The 17,080-nt window shown below is 62.2% G+C and carries 14 protein-coding genes; 9 read left to right on the top strand and 5 right to left on the bottom strand.

The window, feature by feature from the left end; all coding sequences use genetic code 11:
* Positions 1 to 132: 132 nt before the first annotated feature.
* A complete protein-coding gene (locus ACNQP3_RS18260) occupies positions 133 to 2,358 on the bottom strand; it encodes an NADP-dependent isocitrate dehydrogenase (RefSeq protein ID WP_012273219.1) in 2,226 nt (741 codons plus the stop codon).
* A gap of 414 nt (positions 2,359 to 2,772) precedes the next feature.
* Here ACNQP3_RS18260 and icd point away from each other — a divergent pair, with 414 nt between their 5' ends.
* Complete coding sequence (gene icd, locus ACNQP3_RS18255) at positions 2,773 to 4,029, top strand: NADP-dependent isocitrate dehydrogenase (protein ID WP_060493187.1); 1,257 nt, start codon at positions 2,773 to 2,775, stop codon at positions 4,027 to 4,029.
* Positions 4,030 to 4,100: 71 nt separating this feature from the next.
* On the opposite strand, the gene cspD is transcribed toward icd, so the two are convergent.
* Positions 4,101 to 4,355 carry a cold shock domain-containing protein CspD gene (gene cspD, locus ACNQP3_RS18250; RefSeq protein WP_012273217.1) on the bottom strand — a complete coding sequence of 85 codons (255 nt, stop codon included), beginning with the start codon at positions 4,353 to 4,355 and terminating at the stop codon, positions 4,101 to 4,103.
* Between the two features lie 230 nt (positions 4,356 to 4,585).
* Here cspD and clpS point away from each other — a divergent pair, with 230 nt between their 5' ends.
* Together clpS and clpA are read left to right on the top strand one after the other, a co-directional pair.
* Complete coding sequence (clpS, locus tag ACNQP3_RS18245; protein ID WP_003251220.1) at positions 4,586 to 4,948, top strand: ATP-dependent Clp protease adapter ClpS; 363 nt, start codon at positions 4,586 to 4,588, stop codon at positions 4,946 to 4,948.
* Positions 4,949 to 4,978: 30 nt separating this feature from the next.
* Positions 4,979 to 7,249, top strand: a complete 2,271-nt coding sequence (clpA, locus tag ACNQP3_RS18240) for an ATP-dependent Clp protease ATP-binding subunit ClpA (RefSeq protein ID WP_012273216.1) — start codon at positions 4,979 to 4,981, stop codon at positions 7,247 to 7,249.
* Positions 7,250 to 7,334: 85 nt separating this feature from the next.
* Here the strand turns inward: clpA and infA are convergent, their stop codons facing one another.
* The 3 genes from infA to aat all read right to left on the bottom strand — a co-directional run bounded on the left by infA (position 7,335) and on the right by aat (position 9,100).
* Positions 7,335 to 7,553, bottom strand: coding sequence for a translation initiation factor IF-1 (gene infA / locus ACNQP3_RS18235; RefSeq protein WP_002553999.1), 219 nt, complete (start codon positions 7,551 to 7,553; stop codon positions 7,335 to 7,337).
* Between the two features lie 102 nt (positions 7,554 to 7,655).
* Positions 7,656 to 8,363, bottom strand: coding sequence for an arginyltransferase (locus ACNQP3_RS18230; protein WP_012273215.1), 708 nt, complete (start codon positions 8,361 to 8,363; stop codon positions 7,656 to 7,658).
* A gap of 56 nt (positions 8,364 to 8,419) precedes the next feature.
* Entirely contained in the window at positions 8,420 to 9,100 is a 681-nt protein-coding gene (aat, locus tag ACNQP3_RS18225) for a leucyl/phenylalanyl-tRNA--protein transferase (RefSeq protein WP_060493186.1), read from the bottom strand.
* Positions 9,101 to 9,394: 294 nt separating this feature from the next.
* On the opposite strand from aat, the gene ACNQP3_RS18220 reads away from it, so the two are divergent.
* The 6 genes from ACNQP3_RS18220 (at position 9,395) to cysG (ending at position 17,060) form a co-directional block, all read left to right on the top strand.
* Positions 9,395 to 11,962 carry a DNA translocase FtsK gene (locus ACNQP3_RS18220; RefSeq protein WP_375774555.1) on the top strand — a complete coding sequence of 856 codons (2,568 nt, stop codon included), beginning with the start codon at positions 9,395 to 9,397 and terminating at the stop codon, positions 11,960 to 11,962.
* Positions 11,963 to 12,024: 62 nt separating this feature from the next.
* Positions 12,025 to 12,648, top strand: coding sequence for an outer membrane lipoprotein chaperone LolA (gene lolA, locus ACNQP3_RS18215; protein ID WP_012273212.1), 624 nt, complete (start codon positions 12,025 to 12,027; stop codon positions 12,646 to 12,648).
* Positions 12,649 to 12,660: 12 nt separating this feature from the next.
* Entirely contained in the window at positions 12,661 to 13,986 is a 1,326-nt protein-coding gene (locus ACNQP3_RS18210; RefSeq protein ID WP_012273211.1) for a replication-associated recombination protein A, read from the top strand.
* Positions 13,983 to 14,357 carry a fluoride efflux transporter CrcB gene (crcB, locus tag ACNQP3_RS18205; protein WP_012273210.1) on the top strand — a complete coding sequence of 125 codons (375 nt, stop codon included), beginning with the start codon at positions 13,983 to 13,985 and terminating at the stop codon, positions 14,355 to 14,357. Before ACNQP3_RS18210 ends, crcB begins: the two co-directional genes overlap by 4 nt.
* 30 nt (positions 14,358 to 14,387) lie before the next feature.
* Positions 14,388 to 15,668 carry a serine--tRNA ligase gene (serS, locus tag ACNQP3_RS18200; RefSeq protein WP_012273209.1) on the top strand — a complete coding sequence of 427 codons (1,281 nt, stop codon included), beginning with the start codon at positions 14,388 to 14,390 and terminating at the stop codon, positions 15,666 to 15,668.
* Positions 15,669 to 17,060 carry a siroheme synthase CysG gene (gene cysG, locus ACNQP3_RS18195; RefSeq protein WP_012273208.1) on the top strand — a complete coding sequence of 464 codons (1,392 nt, stop codon included), beginning with the start codon at positions 15,669 to 15,671 and terminating at the stop codon, positions 17,058 to 17,060.
* The last annotated feature ends 20 nt before the right edge of the window (positions 17,061 to 17,080 follow it).

The following is a 17,080-nucleotide window of genomic DNA, read 5'->3' as shown; positions in this document are numbered from 1 at the left end:
GCCGAAAATCTGGGGCCGCTTCGCAGCCCTTTCGCGACACAAGGCCGCTCCTACAGGGAGCCGTGTACGCACTTTAAGAAAGCAAAAACCCCGGTGCGTGGCCGGGGTTTTTGCTGTTACTTCAAGCGAACCTTACAGGGCGGCAATGGCGCTGTTCAGGGTCTGGCTTGGGCGCATCACCTTGGCGGTCAGCTCGGCATCCGGGGCGTAGTAACCACCGATGTCGGCTGGCTTGCCCTGAACGGCATTGAGCTCGGCGACGATGGTCGCTTCGTTCTCGGCCAGGGTTTTTGCCAGCGGTGCGAAGCGTGCCTGCAGGGCAGCGTCGTCAGCCTGAGCGGCCAGGGCTTCAGCCCAGTACAGGGTCAGGTAGAAGTGGCTGCCGCGGTTGTCGATACCACCGACCTTGCGCGACGGCGACTTGTTGGTGTCGAGGAACTTGCCGGTAGCCTGGTCCAGGGTGTTGGCCAGAACCTTGGCGCGCGGGTTGTCGTAGGTGTTGCCCAGGTGCTCCAGGGAAGCGGCCAGGGCCAGGAATTCACCCAGCGAGTCCCAACGCAGGAAGTTCTCTTCAACCAGCTGCTGTACGTGCTTGGGCGCCGAACCGCCGGCGCCGGTTTCGAACAGGCCACCGCCGTTCATCAGCGGCACGATCGACAGCATCTTGGCGCTGGTGCCCAGTTCCATGATCGGGAACAGGTCGGTCAGGTAGTCGCGCAGCACGTTGCCGGTCACCGAGATGGTGTCCTTGCCTTCGCGGATGCGGGCCAGGGAGAACTTGATGGCGTCGACCGGGGCCAGTACGCGGATGTCCAGGCCAGTGGTGTCGTGATCCTTCAGGTACTTCTGTACCTTCTCGATCATCACGCCGTCGTGGGCGCGAGCCGGGTCCAGCCAGAACACCGCCGGGGTGTCGCTCAGGCGGGCACGGTTGACGGCCAGCTTGACCCAATCCTGGATCGGAGCGTCTTTGGTCTGGCACATGCGGAAGATGTCACCGGCTTCGACGTTCTGTTCCAGCACGACGTTGCCCTTGCCATCGACCACGCGCACGACGCCGTCGGCCTTGATCTGGAAGGTCTTGTCGTGGGAGCCGTACTCTTCGGCCTTTTGCGCCATCAGGCCAACGTTCGGCACGCTGCCCATGGTGGTCGGGTCGAAGGCGCCGTGTTTCTTGCAGTCTTCGATGGTGGCCTGGTAGATGCCGGCGTAGCAGCGGTCCGGGATCACGGCCTTGGCGTCTTGCAGTTCGCCAGCGGTGTTCCACATCTTGCCCGAGTCACGGATCATGGCTGGCATCGAGGCGTCGACGATAACGTCGCTCGGCACGTGCAGGTTGGTGATGCCTTTGTCGGAGTTGACCATGGCCAGGGCTGGGCGGTCGGCGTACAGGGCCTGGATGTCGGCTTCGATCTCGGCCTGCTTGTCAGCTGGCAGGTCCTTGATGCGGGCGTACAGGTCACCGATACCGTTGTTGGCGTTGAAGCCCACTTCGGCCAGTGCTGCGGCGTGCTTGGCCAGCACGTCGTTGTAGAACTCTTCGACGATGACGCCGAACATGATTGGGTCGGAGACCTTCATCATGGTGGCTTTCAGGTGAACCGACAGCAGCACGCCAGAAGCCTTGGCATCGGCGATCTGCTCGGCGATGAAGGCTTTCAGGGCCTTGCGGCTCATGGTGGCGCAGTCGATGATTTCGGCGGCTTTGACGGCGGTCTTTTCTTTCAGCACGGTGGTGCTGCCATCGTTGCCGACCAGCTCGATGCGCAGGCTGTCGTCACCTTCGATCAGTGCGGCCTTCTCGCTGCCGTAGAAATCGCCTTGGGTCATGTGGGCAACGTGCGACTTGGAGTCGGCGGCCCAAGCGCCCATCTTGTGCGGGTGCTTGCGGGCGTAGTTCTTGACCGACAGCGGCGCGCGGCGGTCGGAGTTGCCTTCGCGCAGCACCGGGTTCACGGCGGAACCCTTGATGCGGTCGTAGCGGGCGCGGGACTCTTTCTCGTCCGCGGTGGCCGGCTCGTCGGCGTAGTCAGGGATGTTGAAGCCCTTGCCTTGCAGTTCCTTGATCGCGGCTTTGAGCTGCGGTACCGAGGCGCTGATGTTCGGCAGCTTGATGATGTTGGCTTCAGGGGTGGTAGCCAGCTGGCCCAGTTCCGCCAGGTGATCGCCTACTCGCTTCTCTGCGCCCAGTTGCTCCGGGAAGGCGGCAAGGATACGGCCAGCCAGGGAGATGTCGCGAGTTTCGACGGCGATGTCAGCGCAAGCTGTGAAAGCTTCGACGATCGGCAGCAGCGAGTAGGTGGCGAGGGCGGGGGCTTCGTCGGTGAAGGTATAGATGATCTTGGAACGGGTGGGCATGCGGGTTAACTCTCTGTGTGCTGAGCGTGCTCGAGTCTCGTGGTGCGCAGGGTAGGCGCATCGCCCTGGCAGCGCCATGAGCGGAAAGTCGAGAGGCTGCGAGCGGTGATGGTGGATGCATCAGTCGAGCGTCAAGTGCTGGGCTGCGGTAACAACCCAGGCTTAGTGGCCATTCATGGCCTAGGGCGGTCCGCATTTTCCTGGGATTCGCCCCGATGACCCTTCGGTCGCGGCGGAGTATACCAAACCATTCGGGCTAATCAGCAAGGCCAAGTGATATCGGCCCATTTATAAGACCAAAGACTAAGCGGCAATGTGGCGGGTTGTCGCATGCCTTGCAGGTCGGCAGATGTGGTTTAGGCTCATTGCATCGCATGATGTCCAAACCACACCCGACAGCGGAGTAGTGCAAGCATGGGATACCAGAAAATCAAGGTTCCGACCGACGGCGCCAAGATCACCGTCAATGCAGACCATTCGCTCAACGTGCCTGACAATCCGATCATTCCGTACATCGAGGGCGACGGGATCGGCATCGATGTCTCGCCCGTGATGATCAAGGTGGTCGACGCCGCCGTGCAGAAGGCCTATGGCGGCAAGCGCAAGATTGCCTGGATGGAGGTGTACGCCGGCGAAAAAGCCACCCAGGTATACGACCAGGACACCTGGCTGCCGCAGGAAACCCTCGATGCCGTGCGAGATTACGTGGTGTCGATCAAGGGCCCGCTTACCACCCCGGTCGGTGGCGGCATCCGCTCGCTCAACGTGGCGCTGCGCCAGCAGCTCGACCTGTACGTGTGCCTGCGCCCGGTGCTGTGGTTCCAGGGTGTGCCGAGCCCGGTGAAAAAGCCGGGCGACGTCGACATGGTGATCTTCCGCGAGAACTCCGAGGACATTTACGCGGGCATCGAGTGGAAGGCCGGCTCGCCCGAGGCGAACAAGGTGATCAAGTTCCTTAAAGAGGAAATGGGCGTCACCAAGATCCGTTTCGACCAGGACTGCGGCATCGGCGTCAAGCCGGTATCCCGCGAGGGCACCAAGCGCCTGGTGCGCAAGGCCCTGCAATACGTGGTGGACAATGACCGCGAGTCGCTGACCCTGGTGCACAAGGGCAACATCATGAAGTTCACCGAAGGGGCCTTCAAGGACTGGGGCTACGAGGTGGCGCGGGACGAGTTCGGCGCCGAACTGCTCGATGGCGGCCCGTGGATGAAGTTCAAGAACCCCAAGAGTGGCCGCGAGGTCATCGTCAAGGACGCCATTGCCGACGCCATGCTGCAGCAGATTTTGCTGCGCCCGGCCGAGTACGACGTGATTGCCACGCTCAACCTCAACGGTGACTACCTATCCGACGCCCTGGCGGCGGAGGTGGGCGGTATCGGCATTGCGCCGGGCGCCAACCTGTCCGACACCGTGGCCATGTTCGAGGCCACCCACGGCACCGCGCCCAAGTATGCCGGGCAGGACAAGGTCAACCCGGGCTCGGTGATACTCTCGGCAGAAATGATGCTGCGCCACATGGGCTGGACCGAGGCCGCCGACCTGATCATCAAGGGCACCAACGGCGCGATTGCGGCCAAGACCGTGACCTACGATTTCGAGCGGCTGATGGAGGGGGCCCGGCTGGTGAGCAGCTCAGGTTTTGGCGATGAAATGATCAAGCACATGTAAGGCAATACAAAACCGGCCGCTTCCTGTAAAGAAGCGGCCGGTTTTTTCGTATACCGGCAGTAAAGCAGGGTTCACGCATTAGCGGTCGTGGGCGAGTTCGGTACTCCCGTTGAAGCGCTGACGTTGATGCCCTTGATTTCAACCGCATGCAGGCCTTTCGGGCCCTGGATGATGTTGAACGTCACAGCTTGTCCGGCTTTCAGCGTCTTGTAACCGTCCATCTGGATCGCCGAATAGTGTGCGAACAGATCTTCGGTTCCGCCGTCCTCATTGATGAATCCATAGCCCTTGGCATTGTTGAACCACTTGACTTTACCGCTTGCCATCCCTATGTCCCTCTGCAAAGGACTCCATCACTGGAGTATCATCCACGTCATCCGCATACGAACCTTGCGAAAAATCTGGTTGACTGCGCGGATCTTTATCGACCACGGTGGGTTCTTATTGGTTGTAACACCGTTTTGCCGATAGTCAAGGTCACGCGGCGCCTGCGCTGGCGGTGGCCTGTGCGGTCAACCCACAACCTTAACCTGACGCTCATGATGAAATTCTTTCCATGCATGCACCTAGTGAGATTCGACTAACATTCAATCAGGATCGCCCGCAATCGAATGAGGACGACGGCTCGGGTCTTGCAGTTCAGGAAGCCAAGCCGATCCTGCAGGCGCCACCGATGTACAAGGTGGTTTTGTTCAACGATGACTACACGCCAATGGATTTCGTCGTCGAAGTGCTCGAGACGTTCTTCAGTCTGAACCGCGAGCTGGCGACCAAGATCATGCTGACCGTCCATACAGAAGGGCGGGCAGTGTGCGGATTGTTTACCCGTGACATCGCCGAAACAAAGGCTATGCAGGTCAACCAATACGCCAGGGAAAGCCAGCATCCGCTACTCTGTGAAATCGAGAAGGACGGTTAATCGCCGACCACTTGGGTATGAGGTGAAGCTATGTTAAACCGCGAGCTCGAAGTCACCCTCAATCTGGCCTTCAAGGAGGCCCGTTCGAAGCGTCATGAGTTCATGACTGTCGAACATCTGCTGCTGGCACTCCTTGACAATGAGGCTGCTGCGACCGTTCTGCGCGCCTGTGGCGCCAATCTCGACAAACTCAAGCATGACCTGCAAGAGTTCATCGACTCCACAACGCCGCTGATTCCTGTCAACGACGAAGACCGGGAAACCCAGCCGACCCTGGGCTTCCAGCGTGTGCTGCAGCGTGCCGTGTTCCACGTGCAAAGCTCCGGCAAGCGCGAAGTGACTGGCGCCAATGTGCTGGTGGCGATCTTCAGCGAACAGGAAAGCCAGGCCGTGTTTCTGCTCAAGCAGCAGAGCGTGGCCCGTATCGACGTGGTCAACTACATCGCCCATGGTATCTCCAAGGTGCCAGGGCATGGTTCGCAGTCTGAAAGCGACCAGGAAATGCAGGACGAAGAGGGCGGTGAAACCTCCTCTTCGAGCAACCCACTGGACGCCTATGCCAGCAACCTGAACGAGCTGGCGCGTGCCGGCCGCATCGACCCACTGGTCGGCCGCGAGCAGGAAGTGGAGCGGGTGGCGCAAATCCTTGCCCGTCGGCGCAAGAACAACCCGCTGCTGGTGGGTGAGGCAGGCGTGGGCAAGACGGCCATCGCCGAAGGCCTGGCCAAGCGCATCGTCGACGGCCAGGTGCCCGACCTGCTGGCGCAGAGCGTGGTGTATTCCCTCGACCTGGGCGCGCTGCTGGCCGGTACCAAATACCGTGGCGACTTCGAGAAGCGTTTCAAGGCGCTGCTCGGTGAGCTGCGCAAGCGCCCGCAGGCCATCCTGTTCATCGACGAAATCCACACCATCATCGGTGCCGGTGCAGCGTCGGGTGGGGTGATGGATGCCTCCAACCTGCTCAAGCCGCTGCTGTCGTCGGGTGAAATCCGTTGTATCGGCTCGACCACCTTCCAGGAGTTTCGCGGCATCTTCGAGAAGGACCGTGCGCTGGCACGGCGCTTCCAGAAGGTGGACGTCAGCGAGCCATCGGTCGAAGACACCGTGGGCATTCTGCGCGGCCTGAAGGGGCGTTTCGAAAGCCACCACAACATCGAGTACAGTGACGAAGCCCTGCGCGCCGCCGCTGAACTGGCCTCGCGCTACATCAATGACCGGCACATGCCGGACAAGGCCATCGACGTAATCGACGAAGCCGGCGCCTACCAGCGTCTGCAACCGGAGGCCAACCGCGTCAAGCGCATCGATGTGCCGCAAGTCGAGGATATCGTCGCCAAGATCGCGCGGATTCCGCCGAAGCATGTCAGCAGTTCCGACAAGGAGCTGCTGCGTAACCTTGAGCGCGACCTGAAACTGACCGTGTTCGGCCAGGACCAGGCAATCGACTCGCTGTCTACCGCGATCAAGCTGTCTCGTGCCGGCCTCAAGTCGCCAGACAAACCGGTTGGTTCGTTCCTGTTCGCTGGCCCCACTGGTGTCGGCAAGACCGAAGCGGCGCGGCAGCTGGCCAAGGCGCTGGGCGTGGAACTGGTGCGCTTCGACATGTCCGAGTACATGGAACGCCACACCGTGTCGCGCCTCATCGGTGCGCCGCCTGGTTATGTTGGTTTCGACCAGGGTGGTTTGCTGACCGAGGCGATTACCAAACAACCGCACTGCGTGTTGCTGCTCGACGAAATCGAGAAGGCTCACCCGGAAGTCTTCAACCTGCTGTTGCAGGTGATGGACCACGGTACCCTGACCGACAACAACGGGCGCAAAGCCGACTTCCGTAACGTGATCCTGATCATGACCACCAACGCCGGTGCCGAAACCGCGGCGCGGGCGTCGATCGGCTTCACTCATCAGGACCACGCGTCCGATGCCATGGAAGTGATCCGCAAGAGCTTCACGCCAGAGTTCCGCAACCGCCTGGATACCATCATCCAGTTTGGCCGCCTGAGCACAGAGACGATCAAAAGCATCGTCGACAAGTTCCTTATCGAACTGCAGGCGCAGCTGGAAGACAAGCGTGTGCTGCTGGAAGTCAGCGATGATGCGCGCGGCTGGCTGGCGGTTTCGGGGTACGACGCGCAGATGGGTGCGCGGCCGATGGCGCGGCTGATCCAGGACAAGATCAAGCGGCCGCTGGCCGAGGAGATCTTGTTCGGCGAGCTGGCCGAGCATGGCGGCGTGGTGCACGTCGACCTGCGCGATGGCGAACTGGTGTTCGACTTCGAGACCACGGCTGAGGTCGCGTGATGCAGGGGGCTGCAAAGCAGCCCCCTTGTAATCTGGCAGGCACAAAAAAGCCCGGCACATGGCCGGGCTTTTTCATGGCTGGAGCTTAGCGCGCACGGTAGGTGATGCGGCCTTTGCTCAGGTCATAAGGCGTCAGCTCGACGCGGACCTTGTCGCCAGTGAGAATACGGATGTAGTTCTTGCGCATCTTTCCGGAGATGTGCGCGGTTACGACGTGCCCGTTTTCCAACTCCACGCGGAACATGGTGTTGGGCAGGGTGTCGACGACAGTACCTTCCATTTCGAAGCTGTCTTCTTTCGACATGCAGTAGAGCCCTCGGATCCAGTGTTGGCCCGACGCATAACCGCACCGGGCAAAAAAGTGGCGTGGATTATGCCGGAAAACTGCGTGTCAAGCCAATGTCTTTCAGTTGAGGGTGACCCAACGCTGGTTTATCAGCAGCTCGATAGGCCGATACTGCGTCTTGTAGTTCATTTTCTTGCAGTTCTTGATCCAGTAACCCAGGTACACCGCTTCCAGGTCCTGGCGAAGGGCTTCGGTGATCTGCCAGAGGATGGCGAAGCGGCCAAGGCTGCGGCGTTCCTCGTCCGGCTCGTAGAAGGTGTACACCGCTGACAGGCCATTGGGCAGCAGGTCGCACACGGCCACCGCCATCAGGTGGCCTTCGAGGCGGAACTCGTAGAACCAGCAGAACGGCAGGTCACGTACCAGAAAAGTGGAGAACTGGTCGCGGCTGGGTGGGTACATGTCACCGTCGGCGTGGCGCGTTTCGATGTAGCGCCGGTAGAGCTCGAAGTACTCTTCCTTGAACGCCGGGCGAGCTGCCGTCACGGTCAGGTCGGCGTTGCGTTTGAGGATGCGCCGCTGCTGGCGGTTGGGGATGAAGCGCGCCGCCGGGATGCGCGCCGGCACGCAGGCGTTGCAGTTCTGGCAATGTGGGCGGTACAGGTGGTCGCCGCTGCGTCGAAAGCCCATTTCCGACAAGTCGGCGTACACATTCACGTCCATCGGCTGGCTGGGGTCGAGGAACAGCGTGGTCGCCTGCTCGTCTGGCAGGTAGCTGCAGGAGTGGGGTTGAGTGGCATAGAACTTCAACCGCGCCAGCTCTGTCATGATCAACCCCCTCGGTGAGACTTTGATTTAAGTGTAAGCCAGCTACGGCAACTCGCCTAGGCAACCCATGTAGCGCTGTTGGGCTGGTCGAGGTGGCGTGCCAGGTAATCGGCGAACTCGGCGCGGCTGATGGCATGGGCACCCAGGCTGTGCAGGTGGTTGGTGGGCATCTGGCAGTCGATAAGCGCAAAGCCCGCATCGCGCAGGTGGTTGACCAGGGTGACGAAGCCGACCTTGGAGGCGTTGTCGGCGCGGCTGAACATCGATTCGCCAAAGAACAGCTGGCCCATGGCCAGGCCGTACAGGCCGCCGACCAGCTTACCGTCCTGGCGTACCTCCACCGAATGGGCGATGCCGCGGCGGTGCAGCTCGCAATAGGCGTTGCGCATGGTGTCGGTAATCCAGGTGCCGTCGGCGTAGTCGCGTGGCGCAGCGCAGGCGGCGATCACGGCCGGAAAGTCGGTGTCGAAGCTGACCTGGTAGCGGCCTTGGCGCATCAGCTTGGCCAGCGAGCGCGACACGTGCAACTGGTCGGGGAGCAGCACTGTACGTGGGTCGGGCGACCACCACAGGATCGGCTGGCCGTCCTGGTACCACGGGAAGCAGCCATGGCGATACGCTTGTACCAGGCGCTCGGGGCTCAGGTCACCGCCAGCGGCCAGCAGGCCGTTGGGGTCATGCAGGGCCTTTTCCAGGGGTGGGAAGGTCAGCGAGTCGCGAGTCAGCCAAGTAAGCATGGTCTATCGTGCGGTGGGGGAGGGGAGAGGGCAGCATGGCGCGGGTGAAATGCAGGGTCAATCTCTTTGGCTTCTTCGCGGGCGATGAAAACAGGCAATTTAAGACACATTCATCAAGCCGCAGGCACCATCCGCTACATTTGCTGTCACACCTGTGCAAAAACACAGCATAAGCCTTTGTCACAAAAGAAAATGCGTGCTCAAATTGCAGCTATATGATTCGCCCCCGCTCAAACACCCATACGGCGTGCCGTCATGGCGGCTGGCGGGCAGTAATGTTAAAAGTAGTGGTTCATTGGTCGCGCAGCGGCCGATCACTATTGGACGCGCACCACGCGCAGGAATAGACGCGTTTTGAAGAAATCCACCGCAACCCCAGCTCCCTTGCCTGTGCCTCTGTGGCGGCAGCAGCTGCATTATCGCCTCAAGGAAGGTGCGTTGATCGCTGTCGGCGCCCTGTGCCTGTACCTGTGGATGGCGCTGCTGACCTACGACACCTCTGACCCAGGCTTCAGCCACACCAGCAACGTCGACCAGGTGCAGAATGCTGCCGGGCGTGCCGGTGCCTACTTCGCCGACATCCTGTTCATGGTGCTGGGCTACTTCGCCTATATCTTCCCGCTGCTGCTGGCGGTCAAGACTTGGCAGATATTCCGTGAGCGCCACCAGCCGTGGGATTGGAGCGGCTGGTTGTTCTCCTGGCGGCTGATCGGCCTGGTGTTCCTGGTGCTGTCGGGGGCGGCGCTGGCGCATATCCACTTCCACCCGCCGGCGAGCCTGCCGTTCTCCGCCGGTGGTGCACTGGGCGAAAGCCTCGGCGACCTGGCGCGCAACCTGCTGAACGTGCAGGGCAGCACGCTGATGTTCATTGCCCTGTTCCTGTTCGGCCTGACCGTGTTCACCGATCTGTCGTGGTTCAAGGTGATGGACCTGACCGGCAAGATCACCCTCGACCTGTTCGAACTGGTGCAAGGGGCGGCCAATCGCTGGTGGGAAGCGCGCAACGAGCGCAAGCGCCTCGAGGCACAGCTGCGCGAGGATGAGCCAGTGGTCAGGGCTGCACCCATGGCCACCGAGAAGCGGGAACCGGCTAAACCGGCGCTGCGTGAACGTATCTTCAAGCGTGAAGAGTCGCCCGCCCCGGTGGTTGAACCCCGTGAGCCAACCCTCGGCCGCGAGCCTGCCGCCCCGCCGCGCGAGCCAACCCTCGCCCGTGAGCCGGTCGTGCCGCGTGACGCGGTGGTGCCACGTGCGCAGCCTGCAACCCCGATGATCGTGCCACCGGCAGCCGACAAGGCGCCGGAACCGAGCAAGCGGGTGATGAAGGAGAAGCAGGCGCCGCTGTTCGTCGACAGCGCCGTGGAAGGCACCTTGCCGTCGATTTCCATTCTCGACCCGGCGGAGCAGAAGAAGATCGAGTACTCGCCGGAGTCTCTGGCCGGTGTCGGTCAGCTGCTGGAAATCAAGCTCAAGGAATTCGGTGTGGAAGTGGCGGTGGACTCGATCCACCCGGGCCCGGTGATTACCCGCTACGAAATCCAACCGGCCGCCGGTGTGAAGGTCAGCCGCATCGCCAACCTGGCAAAGGACCTGGCGCGTTCGCTGGCCGTGACCAGCGTGCGGGTTGTCGAGGTCATCCCTGGCAAGACCACCGTCGGTATCGAGATCCCCAACGAAAACCGCCAGATGGTGCGCTTCTCCGAAGTGCTGGCCACGCCGCAGTTCGACGAGCAGAAATCGCCGGTCACCCTGGCCTTGGGCCACGACATCGGCGGCAAGCCGGTGATCACCGACCTGGCGAAGATGCCGCACCTGCTGGTGGCCGGTACTACGGGTTCTGGTAAGTCGGTGGGTGTCAACGCGATGATTCTGTCGATCCTGTTCAAATCCAGCCCGGAAGACGCGCGGCTGATCATGATCGACCCGAAAATGCTCGAACTGTCCATCTACGAAGGCATCCCGCACCTTCTGTGCCCGGTGGTCACCGATATGAAGGACGCCGCCAACGCCTTGCGCTGGAGCGTGGCCGAGATGGAACGGCGCTACAAGCTGATGGCGGCCATGGGCGTGCGTAACCTGGCTGGCTTCAACCGCAAGATCAAGGACGCCCAGGAAGCCGGTGAAGTCATCCATGATCCGCTGTATCGCCGCGAGAGCATGGACGACGAGCCGCCTACACTGAAAACCCTGCCGACCATCGTGGTGGTGGTGGACGAGTTCGCCGACATGATGATGATCGTCGGTAAGAAGGTCGAAGAGCTGATTGCCCGTATCGCGCAGAAGGCGCGGGCAGCCGGTATCCACCTGATCCTCGCCACGCAGCGCCCGTCGGTGGACGTGATCACCGGCCTGATCAAGGCCAACATTCCGACCCGTATGGCGTTCCAGGTGTCGAGCAAGATCGACTCGCGCACCATCATCGACCAAGGCGGCGCCGAGCAGTTGCTGGGCCACGGCGACATGCTGTACATGCCGCCGGGCACCAGCCTGCCAATCCGCGTGCACGGTGCGTTCGTTTCCGACGACGAAGTGCACCGCACGGTCGAAGCGTGGAAGCTGCGCGGCGCCCCGGACTACAACGACGACATCCTCAACGGCGTCGAAGAGGCCGGCAGCGGCTTCGATGGCGGCGGCGGTGGTGGCGATGGTGACGATGCCGAAACCGATGCACTGTATGATGAAGCGGTGCAATTCGTGCTTGAGAGCCGTCGTGCTTCCATTTCTGCAGTGCAACGCAAGTTGAAGATCGGCTACAACCGTGCTGCGCGCATGATCGAGTCGATGGAGATGGCTGGCGTCGTCACCCCGATGAACAGTAACGGCTCGCGGGAAGTGATTGCCCCAGGTGGCCCGCGCGACTGATGAACACCCTGTCGGGCGCCAACGGTGGTGCCCGGCCTTTTCAACGCTCAATGAGGATTCCCATGCGCGCGATTCGCATGCTGTTGGTTTCTGCCCTGGCTCTGGGCACTGTTACGGCTTATGCCGGTGAGCAAGATGTACAACGCTTGACCCAGCTGCTGGAGAAGTCGCAGACCATCGAGGCCAACTTTTCCCAGCTGACCCTGGGCGCCGATGGCACCAGCTTGCAGGAAACCTCGGGCAAGATGACGGTCAAGCGCCCAGGCCTGTTCTACTGGCACACCGATGCGCCGCAGGAGCAGGTGGTGGTGTCGGATGGCAAGAACGTCACCCTGTGGGACCCGGACCTGGAGCAGGCCACCATCAAGAAGCTCGACGTGCGTCTGAACCAGACCCCGGCTCTGCTGCTGTCCGGTGACGTGTCGAAGATCAGCCAGAGTTTCGATATCGCCTCGAAGGAGCAGGGCGAAGTAATGGACTTCACCCTCAAGCCCAAGACCAAGGACACGCTGTTCGATTCGCTGCGCGTCTCGTTCCGCAAGGGCCTGATCAATGACATGCAATTGATCGACAGTGTTGGTCAGCGCACCAACATCCTGTTCAATGGCGTCAAGGCCAACCAGGCGGTGCCGGACAGCAAGTTCACGTTCGACATCCCCAAAGGCGCCGACGTGATCAAGGAGTAACCAGAGCCCGTCATGGACCTGTTTCGAAGCGAACCCGTCGCTCAGCCCCTGGCCGCCCGCCTGCGCCCGTCCAACCTGGATGAATACGTTGGCCAGGAGCACCTGCTGGCGCGCGGTAAACCGCTGCGCGAGGCGCTGGAGCAGGGTGCGCTGCACTCGATGATTTTCTGGGGGCCGCCTGGGGTGGGCAAAACCACCCTGGCGCGGCTGCTCGCGCAGTTCTGCGATGCGCACTTCGAAACGGTGTCGGCGGTGCTGGCTGGGGTGAAAGAGATTCGCCAGGCGGTGGAGGTGGCCAAGCAGCAGGCTGGTCAATATGGCCGCCGCACCATCTTGTTCGTTGACGAAGTGCACCGTTTCAACAAGTCGCAGCAGGACGCCTTTCTACCCTATGTGGAAGACGGCACACTGCTGTTCATCGGCGCCACCACCGAAAACCCGTCGTTCGAGCTGAACAACGCGTTGTTGTCGCGGGCGCGGGTCTACGTGCTCAAGAGCCTGGACGAGGCGGCCCTGCGCAAGCTGGTCAACCGTGCGCTGACCGAAGAGCGTGGCCTGGGCAAGCGCAACCTGCGGGTGGGTGACGAAGCTTTCAAGATGCTGATGGCCGCCGCCGACGGTGATGGCCGGCGCATGCTCAATTTCCTCGAGAACGCTTCGGACCTGGCCGAAGATGGCAGCGAGATCGACGTCGAGATGCTGCAGAGCCTGCTGGGTGACAGCCGTCGCCGTTTCGACAAGGGCGGCGAGGCGTTCTACGACCAGATTTCCGCGTTGCACAAATCGGTGCGCGGCTCCAACCCTGATGGCGCTTTGTATTGGTTCGCCCGCATGCTCGACGGCGGCTGCGACCCGCTGTACATCGCCCGCCGCGTGGTGCGTATGGCCAGCGAGGACATCGGTAATGCCGACCCGCGCGCGCTCAGCCTGTGCCTGGCAGCCTGGGACGTGCAGGAGCGCCTTGGCAGCCCCGAGGGTGAGCTGGCGGTGGCCCAGGCCATCACCTACCTGGCCTGTGCGCCCAAGAGCAACGCGGTGTACATGGGCTTCAAGACGGCGCTGCGAGAAGCCGCCGAACATGGGTCGCTGGAAGTGCCGCTGCACCTGCGCAATGCCCCGACCAAGCTGATGAAGCAACTGGGCTATGGTGACGAGTACCGCTACGCCCACGATGAACCCGACGCCTACGCCGCCGGTGAGGATTACTTCCCCGATGAGCTGGAGCCACGCCAGTACTACCAGCCAGTGCCCCGTGGCCTGGAACTGAAAATTGGCGAGAAACTGCGCCACTTGGCCGACCTGGACCGAAACAGCCCCCGTCAGCGGAGAAAACCATGATCGCACTCATTGCCGCGGTCAGCGCGGGCGGTGTTGCTGGCACTTTGTTGCGCTTCGCTACCGCCAATTGGGTCGCGGCCCACTGGCCACGGCACTTCTATGCCGGTACGCTGGCGGTCAACCTGGTTGGCTGCCTGCTGATCGGCCTGCTCTATGGCTTGTTCTTGCACAAGCCGCTGGCGCCGATCGAATTGCGCGCTGGCTTGATTGTCGGCTTCCTCGGTGGCCTGACAACCTTTTCCTCTTTCTCGCTCGATACCGTGCGCCTGATGGAAAGCGGGCAAGTGCCCCTTGCCTTGGGCTATACCAGTATCAGCGTGGTGGGTGGGCTGCTTGCAACCTGGGCTGGCCTGTCCCTGACCCGATTCTGAACCAACACTTACATATAACGAGAGAACGATATGCTCGATTCCAAACTGTTACGCGGCCAACTTCAGGAAGTGGCGGATCGCCTGGCCTCCCGTGGCTTCAGCCTGGATGTCGCGCGCATCGAATCACTGGAAGAACGCCGCAAGGCGGTGCAGACCCGCACCGAGCAACTGCAGGCCGAGCGTAACGCCCGCTCCAAGTCCATCGGTCAGGCCAAGGCCAAGGGCGAAGACATCGCGCCGCTGATGGCCGACGTCGAGCGCATGGCCAATGAACTGGCCGCCGGCAAGCTTGAGCTGGACGGTATCCAGGCCGAGCTGGACGGCATTCTGCTGACCATCCCCAACCTGCCGGACGCGAGCGTACCGGTCGGTGCCAGCGAAGACGACAACGTCGAAGTGCGCCGTTGGGGCACGCCGAAGGCGTTCGACTTCGAAATCAAGGACCACGTCGCCCTTGGTGAAGTCAGCGGTGGCCTGGACTTCGAAGCGGCTGCCAAGCTGTCCGGCGCCCGTTTCGCTGTGCTGCGTGGCCCGATCGCCCGCCTGCACCGCGCCCTGGCGCAGTTCATGATCAACCTGCACACCGGCGAGCACGGCTACGAGGAACACTACACCCCTTACCTGGTGCAGGCTCCGGCCCTACAGGGCACCGGCCAGCTGCCCAAGTTCGAGGAAGACCTGTTCAAGATCACCCGCGAAGGCGAGGCTGACTTCTACCTGATCCCGACCGCCGAAGTGTCGCTGACCAACCTGGTAGCGGGTGAAATCCTCGACGCCAAGCAACTGCCGCTGAAACTGGTTGCCCACACCCCATGCTTCCGCAGCGAAGCCGGTGCTTCCGGCCGCGACACCCGCGGCATGATCCGCCAGCACCAGTTCGACAAGGTCGAGATGGTCCAGGTGGTAGAGCCGGCCAAATCGATGGAAGCCTTGGAAGGCCTGACTGCCAACGCTGAGCGCGTGCTGCAGTTGCTGGAGCTGCCGTACCGCGTGCTGGCCCTGTGCACCGGCGACATGGGCTTTGGTGCAGTGAAAACCTACGACCTGGAAGTGTGGGTGCCGAGCCAGGACAAGTACCGCGAAATCAGCTCGTGCTCCAACTGCGGCGACTTCCAGGCGCGCCGCATGCAGGCCCGCTGGCGTAACCCGGAAACCGGCAAGCCAGAACTGGTGCACACCCTCAACGGCTCTGGCCTGGCCGTAGGCCGTACCTTGGTTGCCGTATTGGAAAACTACCAGCAGGCCGACGGCTCGATCCTGGTGCCGGAAGTGCTGAAGCCGTACATGGGCGGCGTCGAGGTCATCCGCTAAATGAATTACCTGCCGCTGTTCCACAAGCTGCAGGGCGGCCGCGTGCTGGTCGTCGGCGGCGGTGAGATCGCCTTGCGCAAGGCGCGCCTGCTGGCCGATGCCGGCGGTGTGCTGCGCGTGGTGGCGCCGGACGTCGACGGCCAGTTGGCCGCGTTGGCCCGGGAAGGTGGCGGTGAGGTGCTGGTGCGTGGCTATCAGGCAGCCGACCTTGTCGGTTGCCGGCTGGTGATCGCGGCTACCGACGACCCTGGGCTCAATGCCCAGGTGTCGGCCGATGCGCAGGCCCTCAGCCTGCCGGTCAACGTGGTGGATGCGCCGGCCCTGTGCACGGTGATCTTCCCGGCGATCGTCGACCGCTCGCCGCTGGTGATTGCGGTTTCCAGCGGTGGTGATGCCCCAGTGCTGGCGCGCTTGATTCGCGCCAAGCTGGAGGCGTGGATCCCTTCGGCCTACGGCGAGCTGGCCGGGCTGGCGGCGCGTTTCCGGCACAAGGTCAAATCCTTGTACCCAGACGTCAATCAGCGCCGCGGCTTCTGGGAAACCGTGTTCCAGGGGCCGATCGCCGAGCGCCAGCTGGCCGGGCAGGGCGCTGAAGCCGAGCGCCTGTTGCAGGCGATGGTAGAAGGCGCGCCGGTGCAGCAGGGCGGTGAGGTGTACTTGGTAGGTGCTGGCCCGGGCGATCCGGACTTGCTGACCTTCCGAGCCTTGCGCCTGATGCAGCAGGCCGATGTGGTGCTGTACGACCGCCTGGTGGCGCCAGCTATTATCGAGATGTGCCGGCGGGATGCCGAGCGCATCTACGTGGGCAAGCGCCGCGCTGAGCATGCCGTGCCGCAGGATCAGATCAACCGCCTGCTGGTCGATCTGGCCCAGCAGGGCAAGCGGGTGCTGCGCCTGAAGGGTGGCGACCCGTTCATCTTCGGCCGGGGAGGCGAAGAGATCGAGGAGCTGGCCGAGCATGGCATCCCGTTCCAGGTGGTGCCGGGCATCACGGCGGCCAGTGGCTGTTCCGCTTATGGCGGCATTCCGCTGACTCACCGCGACTATGCCCAGTCGGTGCGTTTCGTCACCGGGCACCTGAAGGATGGCACCAGCAACTTGCCGTGGAATGACCTGGTGGCGCCAGCGCAGACCTTGGTGTTCTACATGGGGTTGGTGGGTTTGCCGACCATTTGCGCCGAGTTGATTCGCCATGGGCGAGCGGCCAGCACACCGGCTGCTTTGGTTCAGCAGGGGACGACGCGAAACCAGCGGGTGTTCACCGGTACCCTGGCAGACCTGCCGGGCCTGGTGGCCCAGCATGAAGTGCATGCGCCAACCCTGGTAATTGTCGGGGAAGTGGTGCAGTTGCGTGAAAAGCTGGCCTGGTTCGAAGGTTCGCAGAACAGCTGACAATGCTGGGGCTGCAAAGC

The sequence above is a fragment of the Pseudomonas sp. LFS074 genome (genome assembly GCF_047978165.1).
Taxonomy (GTDB): Bacteria; Pseudomonadota; Gammaproteobacteria; order Pseudomonadales; family Pseudomonadaceae; genus Aquipseudomonas; species Aquipseudomonas putida_P.
The sequence above is the reverse complement of the archived record's forward strand: the minus strand, read 5'-3'. Positions and strand labels throughout refer to the sequence as shown.

Bases quoted from the DNA above. Each gene is read 5' to 3' on its own strand.
- ACNQP3_RS18260 (WP_012273219.1), bottom strand. From the start codon at position 2,358: ATGCCCACCCGTTCCAAGATCATCTATACCTTCACCGACGAAGCCCCC.
- icd (WP_060493187.1), top strand. From the start codon at position 2,773: ATGGGATACCAGAAAATCAAGGTTCCGACCGACGGCGCCAAGATCACC.
- cspD (WP_012273217.1), bottom strand. From the start codon at position 4,355: ATGGCAAGCGGTAAAGTCAAGTGGTTCAACAATGCCAAGGGCTATGGA.
- clpS (WP_003251220.1), top strand. From the start codon at position 4,586: ATGCATGCACCTAGTGAGATTCGACTAACATTCAATCAGGATCGCCCG.
- clpA (WP_012273216.1), top strand. From the start codon at position 4,979: ATGTTAAACCGCGAGCTCGAAGTCACCCTCAATCTGGCCTTCAAGGAG.
- infA (WP_002553999.1), bottom strand. From the start codon at position 7,553: ATGTCGAAAGAAGACAGCTTCGAAATGGAAGGTACTGTCGTCGACACC.
- ACNQP3_RS18230 (WP_012273215.1), bottom strand. From the start codon at position 8,363: ATGACAGAGCTGGCGCGGTTGAAGTTCTATGCCACTCAACCCCACTCC.
- aat (WP_060493186.1), bottom strand. From the start codon at position 9,100: ATGCTTACTTGGCTGACTCGCGACTCGCTGACCTTCCCACCCCTGGAA.
- lolA (WP_012273212.1), top strand. From the start codon at position 12,025: ATGCGCGCGATTCGCATGCTGTTGGTTTCTGCCCTGGCTCTGGGCACT.
- ACNQP3_RS18210 (WP_012273211.1), top strand. From the start codon at position 12,661: ATGGACCTGTTTCGAAGCGAACCCGTCGCTCAGCCCCTGGCCGCCCGC.
- crcB (WP_012273210.1), top strand. From the start codon at position 13,983: ATGATCGCACTCATTGCCGCGGTCAGCGCGGGCGGTGTTGCTGGCACT.
- serS (WP_012273209.1), top strand. From the start codon at position 14,388: ATGCTCGATTCCAAACTGTTACGCGGCCAACTTCAGGAAGTGGCGGAT.
- cysG (WP_012273208.1), top strand. From the start codon at position 15,669: ATGAATTACCTGCCGCTGTTCCACAAGCTGCAGGGCGGCCGCGTGCTG.